Source organism: Microbacterium sp. BF1 (assembly GCF_019279095.1).
GTDB lineage: Bacteria > Actinomycetota > Actinomycetes > Actinomycetales > Microbacteriaceae > Microbacterium > Microbacterium maritypicum.
The window spans coordinates 1-3,749 of sequence record NZ_JAGYWT010000240.1; the positions used below are offsets into that span (position 1 = coordinate 1).

Annotated in this window: 6 protein-coding genes; 3 read left to right on the top strand and 3 right to left on the bottom strand. The window is 67.7% G+C overall.

Features of this window, described 5'->3' with window-relative positions:
- Window positions 1-353, top strand: a 353-nt coding sequence (locus tag KZA10_RS09550) for an HNH endonuclease (RefSeq protein ID WP_218682750.1), incomplete at its 5' end; no start/stop codon positions are given.
- Window positions 354-412: 59 nt separating this feature from the next.
- Here KZA10_RS09550 and KZA10_RS09555 read toward each other — a convergent pair.
- Complete coding sequence (locus KZA10_RS09555) at window positions 413-1,330, bottom strand: DUF808 domain-containing protein (protein WP_218682751.1); 918 nt, start codon at window positions 1,328-1,330, stop codon at window positions 413-415.
- A 164-nt stretch (window positions 1,331-1,494) separates the two neighbouring features.
- Here KZA10_RS09555 and msrB point away from each other — a divergent pair, with 164 nt between their 5' ends.
- Together msrB and msrA are read left to right on the top strand one after the other, a co-directional pair.
- A complete protein-coding gene (msrB, locus tag KZA10_RS09560) occupies window positions 1,495-1,995 on the top strand; it encodes a peptide-methionine (R)-S-oxide reductase MsrB (RefSeq protein ID WP_055871267.1) in 501 nt (166 codons plus the stop codon).
- Window positions 1,992-2,537: a peptide-methionine (S)-S-oxide reductase MsrA gene (gene msrA / locus KZA10_RS09565; RefSeq protein ID WP_218682752.1), complete on the top strand. Its 546-nt coding sequence runs from the start codon at window positions 1,992-1,994 to the stop codon at window positions 2,535-2,537. Before msrB ends, msrA begins: the two co-directional genes overlap by 4 nt.
- Before the next feature lie 45 nt (window positions 2,538-2,582).
- On the opposite strand, the gene KZA10_RS09570 is transcribed toward msrA, so the two are convergent.
- A complete protein-coding gene (locus KZA10_RS09570; RefSeq protein ID WP_151485590.1) occupies window positions 2,583-3,383 on the bottom strand; it encodes an alpha/beta fold hydrolase in 801 nt (266 codons plus the stop codon).
- Window positions 3,384-3,546: 163 nt separating this feature from the next.
- Window positions 3,547-3,749 (bottom strand): catalase-related domain-containing protein (locus tag KZA10_RS09575; protein ID WP_306300804.1); only part of this gene is annotated, 203 nt, incomplete at its 5' end.

A 3,749-nucleotide genomic window follows, 5' to 3' on the forward strand; every position in this document is an offset into this window, starting at 1 on the left:
CCTGCATCCCCTTCGTGCGAAACCTGATCGAGTACAGCCGAGGCACGGACGACGACGATTACCTGAAGCTCACCTCTCTTCTCCACCATAAGACCGACACCGCGTCCATCACCCAGGCCGAGCTCGAGGCGCATCATCTGCGCTGGTGGCAACGTGATGGCGGATCGACCGATCTCGACAACGGCGTGCTGCTCTGCGACAGCTGTCACCACCGCATCCACGACAACGAGTGGGAGATCAGGATCGAGGGGTGCGGGTTCGCCGCGCGGGTGTGGCTCATCCCGCCGCCGAACGTCGACCCCGAGCGCAGACCGAGACTCGGCGGCAGAGCCCGGTACGACATCGCGGCGTGAGGGTGTGAGGTGTGAGGGTGTGAGGGCGCGCTCCGGTCGGTCCCGTCGCGTCGCTGGATTCAGACGTGCACGTCGGCGGGGGATTCCTCGCCCTCGTGGAAGTTGGGCGTCTTGCCGAACAGCCGCGCGATGCCCAGCACGATCCCGACGATGACCAGTCCCAGAAGAAGACCGGCGATCGCGGAGATGATCGTGTCCACGATCCAGACCACGACCGGACCGACGCCGTGGAGCGCGTGCTCCACGGCGTGCAGCATGTCGACCGGGAAGTGCCAGCCCACCTCGCCGAGGTTGACGAGCACCAGGTGGCCACCGACCCACAGCATCGCGACCGTGCCGAGGATGCTGATGAACCGGAACACCGCGGGCATGGACCGCACGATCCTGGTGCCGGTGTGACGCACGCGCTGCACCGGGTTCTTCGCCATCTTCAGGCCGATGTCATCGATCTTCACCAGCAGCGCGACGGCGCCGTAGACGACGCCCGTCATCAGAAGCGCGATCACGGCGAGGATCGCCAGGGTCGCCCAGATGTCGAGGCCCTTGTCCAGACTCGCCAGTGAGATGAGCATGATCTCGGTCGAGAGGATCAGGTCGGTGCGCACCGCACCCAGCACGAGCTTCTTCTCATCGCGCGCGCCTTCGTCGGCATGGCCGTGCTGCACGCCGAACCACTCCAGCACCTTCTCCGCGCCCTCGAAGCAGAGGTACGCACCACCCAGGATCAGCAGATACGGCAGCACCCAGGGCGCGAACGCGGTGAGCAGCAGGGCGGCCGGGATGATGATCAGGAACTTGTTCGCAAGCGACCCCAGAGCGATCTTGCCCACGACGGGCAGCTCCCTGGCCGGTGTGAGGCCCTGCACGTACTGCGGGGTGACCGCGGCGTCATCGATCACGACGCCGGCCGCCTTCGCCGACGCCTTCATCGCAGCGCTCAGGATGTCATCGACGACGGCGAGCAGTCCAACGGACATGGGCGGTTCCCCTCGGCAGGTGTGCAGTGCGGAGGCAACTCTATCGAGTCGGAGGGGCCTGGAAACTCACAGCCCGCTCCCAGGGCCACGGGACCAAAACGGGCCGGTCGTCGGTTCTCCTTCTATGACGCCGCAGCCAGCGACGTCGGACAAGGAGTCAGATCATGTCGAACGACTACCGCAAGACCCCCGAGGCAGTCAGCGGCCTCAGCCACCTGCAGTACGAGGTGACCCAGGAGGACGCGACCGAACCGCCGTTCCGCAACGCGTACTGGAACAACCACGAAGACGGCATCTACGTCGACGTCGTCTCGGGAGAGCCCCTGTTCTCGTCGACAGACAAGTTCGACAGCGGCACCGGGTGGCCGAGCTTCACCAAGCCCATCGAGGCGGACGCGGTGACCACGCGCACCGACCGCTCGCTGTGGATGAAGCGCACGGAGGCGCGTTCAGCCGGGGCCGACAGCCACCTCGGGCACGTCTTCGACGACGGGCCCCGCGCCGAGGGCGGACTGCGCTACTGCATGAACTCGGCGGCCCTCCGCTTCATTCCGGCTGCCAGTCTGGAGGAGGAGGGGTACGGTCGCTACAGTCCCCTCTTCGCCGCGACGACGGACACCCCCACCACCGACACCCCCACCGACACCTCTGAGGAGCAGTCATGACCGACACGGGAAACATCACCCGCACCCCTGGGACCGAGACCGCCGTGCTCGCCGGGGGCTGCTTCTGGGGCATGGAAGACCTGATCCGCCGCCAGCCGGGTGTGCTCAGCACGCGGGTCGGCTACACCGGCGGCTCGAACGACCGCGCCACCTACCGCAATCACCCCGGTCACGCCGAGGCGGTCGAGATCGTGTTCGACCCGGCCCAGACGACCTACCGCGACATCCTGGCGTTCTTCTTCCAGATCCATGACCCGTCGACCCTGAACCGTCAGGGCAACGACGTCGGGTCGAGCTATCGCTCCGCGATCTTCCCGCTCTCTCCTGAGCAGGAGACGGTCGCCCGCGACACGATCGCGGATGTCGACGCCTCCGGCCTCTGGCCCGCGAAGGCCGTCACCACGATCGAGCCTGCCGGCCCGTTCTGGCAGGCCGAGGAGGAGCACCAGGATTACCTGATCAAGTACCCCAACGGCTACACCTGCCACTTCCCCCGTGCGGGATGGGTGCTGCCGAAGCGCGACGAAGCCGCCGCCGTCTGACGACAGCGGTCTCCGGCTGCGCGTAGCCCGGTCGTTTCGTCCGGGCTACGCCTCTGCCAGGAACGCCACGGCCGCGTCCTTGAAGTCACGCGAGCCCGGGGCGTTGAAGTGATTACGGTTCGGGATCTCGAAGAATCGTCCGTCGGGGGTCGCTGAGGCCAGTGCCCGTGAGCCCTCGATGATGGCGTCCTTCGATCCGGTGGCGAACAGGATGGGCCGGGTCGGCGCATCAGAGGGGTCGGGGTCGATCATGCCCGACGCCCGCATACCCTCCGCGAGTGCGACCAGCGCCTGCAGGTCGTTGCCCGGCACCCGCTCGGTCAGCGCGATGTAGTTCTGGGTCGTCCGATCCGCCACCGGCGTGCCGTCGGCGATGTATCTGCGCACCTGGTCGAGATCCAGGCGGGCCAGCGGAATGCCGTCAGGAACTCCGCCCAGCACCGCGCGTCCGATGCGGTGCGGCAGCTCGCGCACCACCTCCCAGCCCACGCGCGCACCGAGCGAGTACCCGACATAGAACGCGTCGTCGACGAGATAGGTGTCCATCACCGTCTCGACATCGGTGACGAGGGTGCGGATGCGGTAGCCGTCGGGGTCGTGCGGCTTCTCGCTGAGCCCGTGCCCGCGCTGGTCGAGCGCCAGCACGCGATAGCCCGCGCGGGTGAGCTCACGCACCCAGCCGGTCAGCACCCAGTTGTCGCGTGCGTTCGAGGCGAAGCCGTGCACGATCACCACGACGGGGGCGTCGGGCTCGCCCCAGGTGTAGGTCGCCAGCCGGGTGCCGTCGGCGGCGTACACCTGCTGGGGCTCGGGCATGCTGGTCAGGTCGGAGAGAGGGACGGCCACTCCTCCATCTTGGACCCGTTCCCGGGTCGTCGGCGCAGGACGGTTCCCCCGGGAAAGGCGACACGACGAAACGGCCTCCCGGGGACGAGGTGTCCCCGGGAGGCCGTGCGGATCAGGTGACCGTGCGGATCAGGTGACCCAGCCGATCAGATGATCGTGCGGATCAGAAGCGCGCACGCAGCGCGGCGCCGAGGTCGGCGTCGACGTTCGTCCAGTACTGGAAGAAGCGCTCGCGGATCGCGTCGATCGTGATCGAGCGCCCCTGGCCGGTGAGGGTCTCCAGGAAGCGCGCCCGCTGCTCGGCGTCGAAGACCTCGCGGTAGAGCGTGCCGGCCTGGCCGAAGTCGTCGTCTTCCGAGTGCAGGG